Source organism: Streptomyces sp. NRRL B-24572 (assembly GCF_002156145.1).
Lineage (GTDB): Bacteria > Actinomycetota > Actinomycetes > Streptomycetales > Streptomycetaceae > Streptomyces > Streptomyces vietnamensis.
In genome coordinates this window covers 1-5,179 of record NZ_MWIG01000178.1, presented here as the reverse complement: position 1 = coordinate 5,179, position 5,179 = coordinate 1, and the positions used below count along the sequence as shown (strand labels likewise).

Annotated in this window: 5 protein-coding genes; 3 read left to right on the top strand and 2 right to left on the bottom strand. The window is 72.4% G+C overall.

Annotated elements, in window-relative coordinates:
* Positions 1-717 precede the first annotated feature (717 nt).
* A complete protein-coding gene (locus CCN56_RS11630) occupies positions 718-1,530 on the top strand; it encodes an SAM-dependent methyltransferase (RefSeq protein ID WP_086826199.1) in 813 nt (270 codons plus the stop codon).
* Positions 1,527-3,692, top strand: a complete 2,166-nt coding sequence (locus tag CCN56_RS11625) for a bifunctional diguanylate cyclase/phosphodiesterase (protein WP_086826197.1) — start codon at positions 1,527-1,529, stop codon at positions 3,690-3,692. The genes CCN56_RS11630 and CCN56_RS11625 overlap by 4 nt, the downstream gene beginning before the upstream one ends.
* Positions 3,693-3,707: 15 nt before the next feature.
* Here the strand turns inward: CCN56_RS11625 and CCN56_RS43110 are convergent, their stop codons facing one another.
* Both CCN56_RS43110 and CCN56_RS11615 read right to left on the bottom strand, forming a co-directional pair.
* On the bottom strand, positions 3,708-3,995 hold the full coding sequence (locus CCN56_RS43110; RefSeq protein ID WP_179199801.1) for a hypothetical protein: 288 nt from the start codon (positions 3,993-3,995) through the stop codon (positions 3,708-3,710).
* A gap of 152 nt (positions 3,996-4,147) precedes the next feature.
* Positions 4,148-4,597, bottom strand: coding sequence for a hypothetical protein (locus tag CCN56_RS11615; RefSeq protein ID WP_086826193.1), 450 nt, complete (start codon positions 4,595-4,597; stop codon positions 4,148-4,150).
* 109 nt (positions 4,598-4,706) lie between these two features.
* On the opposite strand from CCN56_RS11615, the gene CCN56_RS11610 reads away from it, so the two are divergent.
* Positions 4,707-5,063: a helix-turn-helix transcriptional regulator gene (locus CCN56_RS11610; protein ID WP_086826191.1), complete on the top strand. Its 357-nt coding sequence runs from the start codon at positions 4,707-4,709 to the stop codon at positions 5,061-5,063.
* Positions 5,064-5,179 lie beyond the last annotated feature (116 nt).

Sequence of the window (5,179 nt, the reverse complement as noted above, 5' to 3'; positions counted from 1 at the left end):
CGTACTCATCGCGGTGGCGGTCGCCGGTGACGGCCGCCACCGCGATGAGTACGCCACCCGAGTCGGTCGAGGCGTAGGCGCAGGCGTCGGCGGCGGCGGGCACCGGCGCGGCGAGCAGCCACACGAGCCCGAGGGCCGCCAGCGGCCGCGCGAGGAGTGATCCATACAGAGACACGCCGTCGAGCTTGATCACAGACGCGGCGCGCCGGGGCGGAATCGGCCGGGATTCGCCAGATGGAGGGGATCTCCGGATGTGCGGGTTTGACGTTTCGCCGGGTGTCGGAGGCGGATTCGGAGCAATGCCCGGTATTGCCGGTCGGGTTGATTCCGGACGGGTGGCCGACACGGTCCGTTCAGGCCTCCGGGGAAGAACTGTCCGGTTGTCGCCCTGTCGGACGGGACGGCCGACAGGGCATCCTGCACCGGCGACCGGGGCCGGAGGGCGGCAACAGCCGAGGTACGGACGGGACCTGGGACCTCGTCGGGCGTGACCGGTACCGTCCCCGTAGCCGACGCACGATCATATGCACGTGAATTTGCACAGCCTGAAGGCGTGAAGTCTGCGTTCCACGAGCACGTGCCAATGGCGTGTGACCAAGAACGGACCGCGAATTTCCGTTTCTACTCGCTCTCTCGGCGGGTGATCAGTAGCCTCACCTCGAACACCGGCCGCGAACACCTGGCCGCATCCCCCGTGGCGACTTGTTGGAGACATTGATGGAGCGTCCCGCCTGGGCTCCGCCCGGTATCGACATTTCGGTACCGAGCGTGTCCCGTATGTACGACTTCTATCTGGGCGGCTCGCACAATTTCGAAGTGGACCGGGAAGCGGCGCGCAAGGCCATGGAGTTCATGCCTGGCCTGCCCAAGATCATGCAGGCGAACCGTGCCTTCATGCGGCGCGCCGTCCGCCACGCCGTCGACAGCGGCATCACCCAGTTCCTCGACATCGGCTCCGGCATACCCACCTTCGGCAACGTGCACGAGGTCGCCCGGGCCGCCGACCCCGCCGCCCGGGTCGTCTACGTCGACCACGACCCCGTCGCCGTGGCCCACAGCCGCGCCGTCCTGGAGGGAGACGACAGCGCGGCCGTCGTCTCCGCCGACCTGCGCAAGCCGGCCGACATCCTGTACAGCCCCGAGGCGACCCGGCTCCTCGACCTGGACCGGCCGGTGGCCCTGCTCCTCGTCGCCGTCCTGCACTTCCTGGAGGACCAGGACGGCCCGTACGAGGCCGTCGCCGAACTCGTCGAGGCCCTCGCCCCCGGCAGCCTCGTCGTCCTCACCCACGCCTCGTACGAGGGCATCCCGCTCTCCGAGGAGACGGCCGGCGGCGCCGTCGGGGTCTACCGCAACATCCGCAACCCCCTGGTGATGCGGTCCAGCGGCGAGATCACCCGCTTCTTCGAGGGCACCGAACTGGTCGAGCCCGGACTCGTCCCGATGCCGCTGTGGCGGCCGGACGGTCCGGCCGAGGAGGAGGATCCGTACGCCTTCTCCGGGTTCGCAGGGGTGGGGCGCAAGCCGTGAAGGTCCCGTCGCAGCCGTCCGGCGCCGTCGCCGAAGCCGACGGCCCGGAGGACAGACTCAGGCGGTTCGTCACCATCTGGAGCCGGGCGATCTTCCCCGTCACCGCCACCTCGCTGACCCGCGCCGAGTTCGAGGGGCACCTGCTGCCGCTGGCCCGCACCCTGTGCGACGCCCTGCACGCCCGGCCCTTCGACACGGCACCGGCCCAGCGCACCGGCGCGGCCCTCGTCGACGCCCACTGCACCGACCCGGACGCACTCGGCCGCAGCCTCGGCGTCGTCGACTCGTACCTGGTGCTCTACTGCGGTACGGAGTCGGACCTCGCCGCCGAGGAACTACGGGCCCGCTGCGCCCGGCTCCAGCACGCCATGGCCACCGGCTACGCGCAGGCCCTGCGCGAGCGGACCCGCGTCGAGCAGGAGGCCATCGCCCGCTCCGCGCTCACCGCCCGCAGCGCCGCCGAGATCGCCCTGCACGCCACCGAGAGCCGCTTCCGCGCGGTCTTCGACGGGGCGGCGATCGGCATCGGCATCGCCGACCTCGACGGCAACGTCCTGGAGGTCAACGAGACCCTCACCCGCATGTTCGGCGGGATGGAGGGCCAGGTGCGCAGCCGGAAGGTCAGCGAGTGGGTGCACCCGGAGGACGGGCCCCACGTCTGGAAGCTGTACGAGGAACTGGTCCGCGGCGAGCGCGAGCACTACCGCGTCGAGAAGCCGTACTACCGCGGTGACGGAACGGTTCTGTGGACCAACCTCACCGTCTCGCTCCTCCGGGACGCCGACGGCAACCCCCAGTACCAGCTGGCCCTCATGGAGGACACCACCGAACGGCGCCTGCTCCATCTGCGCCTGCGGTACGAGGCCACCCACGACGCGCTCACCGGACTGCCCAACCGGACCCTGTTCTTCGAACGCCTGGAGAAGGCCCTCGCCCCCGGCGACAACGCCCGCTTCGGCCTCTGCTACCTCGACCTCGACGGCTTCAAGGTCATCAACGACAGCCTCGGCCACTCCACCGGGGACCGGCTGCTCGTCGAGGTAGCCGACCGGCTCCAGACCTGCGTCACCGGGGCGGGCGAGATGGTCGCCCGGCTCGGCGGCGACGAGTTCGTCGCCCTCACCACCGCCCCCGACGGCGAGCGGGACGTCACCGAACTCGCCGACCGCATCCTCGCCGCCCTCGCCACCCCCCTCCGCATCGACGGCCGTGAACTCACCGTGCGCGGCAGCCTCGGCGTGGTCGAGGGCCCGGCGGGGGAGCGGACCCCGGCCGAGGTGCTCCGCAGCGCGGACATCACCATGTACCGGGCCAAGTCGGCGGGCGGCAACCGCTTCGAACTCGCCGACCCCGAGGCCGACGCCCGCGCCATCACCCGGCACGGGCTCACCACGGCCCTGCCGACCGCCCTGGAGCGCGGCGAGTTCTTCATCGAGTACCAGCCGCTCGTCCACCTCGGCGACGGCAGCGTGCACGGTGCGGAGGCCCTCGTCCGCTGGTGCCACCCGCAGCACGGGGTGCTCGGCCCGGACCGCTTCATCCCGCTCGCCGAGGACACCGGGCTCATCGTGCCGCTCGGCCGCTGGGTGCTCCAGGAAGCCGTGCGCCAGGCCCGCTTCTGGCAGGCCCGGCACTCCGACGGCGGGCCGCTGCGGATCAACGTCAACCTCTCCCCGACGCAGCTCCACCACCCCCGCCTGGTCGCCGACACCGTCGACGTCCTGGAGCGGTCCGGCCTCGAACCGGGCGCGCTGTGCCTGGAGGTCACCGAGTCGGCCCTCATCGGCGCCGACGAGGACCTGCTGAAGCCGCTGCGGCAGCTCGCCGAGATGGGCGTGGACATCGCCCTCGACGACTTCGGCACGGGCTATTCGAACCTGGCGAACCTGCGGCGGCTCCCCGTGAGCGTCCTCAAGCTCGACCGGTCCTTCACCCGGGGCATGCAGCAGCACCCGGTGGACCCGGTCGACCTCAAGATCGTCGAGGGGATCGTCTCGCTGGCCCACAGCCTGGAGCTCGCGGTCACGGTGGAGGGCGTCGAGACGGGCGCCCAGGCCCGCCAGCTCCGGGACCTCGGCTGCGACACGGCCCAGGGCTGGTACTACGCCCGCCCGGGCGCTCCGGACCGGATCCACTCGCTGCTGCTTGCGGACGCGGTGTAGGCCCTCGTCCTCCGTTCAGCCCTCGGAGGTCTGCGGCTGCCACTCGTACCGCCGGGTGGCGGGGACGTGGTCGCAGACCAGGAGGCACCCCTCGGGGCTGAACGCGACGGCGAGCGACTCGTCCGCCGGGCACGGCGCGAACGCCGCCGGACCGGTGGGGTCGGGCGGTCCCACCTCGGCCTCGGCGAGCACGTCACGCGCCGCCGAGGCCGTGGGCCGTTCCTCGGGTACGGAGGCGGCCATCGCGGCCGTGAGGGCCTCGGGCGCGCCGAGTGCCCGCAGGACGAGCCCCGCTGCGTACACGTCCTGCGCGGAACCTCCCGGTGACGCGCCCGAACGGACCTCCGGAGCCGGATAGTCCGGCGTGCCGACGGCGAACGCCGTGGAGGTCAGCCGGACATGGGGCAGTACCCGGGCCACCCCGAAGTCGCTCAGGTACAGGTGCGGGCGGCCCGTCAGAGCGTGGCCAGCGTCAGGACGACGGTGTCAGCGCTGGTGGCGACCGAGACGGAGGTCTTGCCCGAGGTGGCGCTGAAGACGCCGGCGATGTCCACCACCGTGTACTGGGCGTCCTCAAGGGCCTTGCGGTACTCGGCGATGGCGGCCTTCGGGTCCTGGGTCTTGAAGGTCAGGACGTACGCGCCCTTGCTGCCGGTCACGCCGGTCAGCTCCCCGGAGGGCAGCGGCAGGCCGGCGGGCAGGTCGTCCGGCTTCTTCACGCCGCCGGTGGAGGGCGCGTCGGAGGTGGGGGAGTCCGTGGCACCGCCGGCCTGGGGCTGGGTGGTGGGGGTGGCAGTGGCGGTGGCGCCGGCCTTGGCGTCCGTGCCGTCGGACCCGCAGGCGGTCAGCCCGAGGACGGCGACGGCGGCGACGGCGGCGAGCGAAGTGGTGCGCTTCCAGGGCATGGTGACGTCCCATCAGTGAGGGTGGGTGAGGTCGTGCCTTCCGACGGGGAGATTGACACATGAAAACTTCCTTTGGCGAGTGTCAATTCGGAGGCCTGGCGTCCTTCCCGTGGACGCGACCGCCATCGCCCGCAACCAGGAACTCCAGCGCCAGTGGTACGGGGCTCCGCTCGGCGAGCTGTGCCGGGACCTCTGCGACCGCTTCGGAATGACCCAGTCCGGGCTCGCCGAGACCCTGGGGACCTCGCCCGCCATGCTCAGCCTCGTCATGCGGGGCCGGCGCGCCCGGGTCGCCAACCCCGACGCGGCGGCCCGCCTCTCGGCCGTCCTCCACCTCGCCCAGGAGGTCCGCGCCGGCCCCGTACCGGCCGGGGAGGCGTCCCGGGCCCTCGCCGAGATCCTCCGCGTCTGCGGCGCGGGCCGCACGGACGAGGCCGTCGCCCCGGTGCGCGCCCTCGGTCGGTGACGGGGCCGATCCCACACGCCTCGGCGTCCGCGTCTCTCGGCCGGTGGCGGCAGGCCGCGTCACGCGCCTCGGCGTCCGCGTCTCTCGGCCGGTGGCGGCAGGCCGCGTCACGCGCC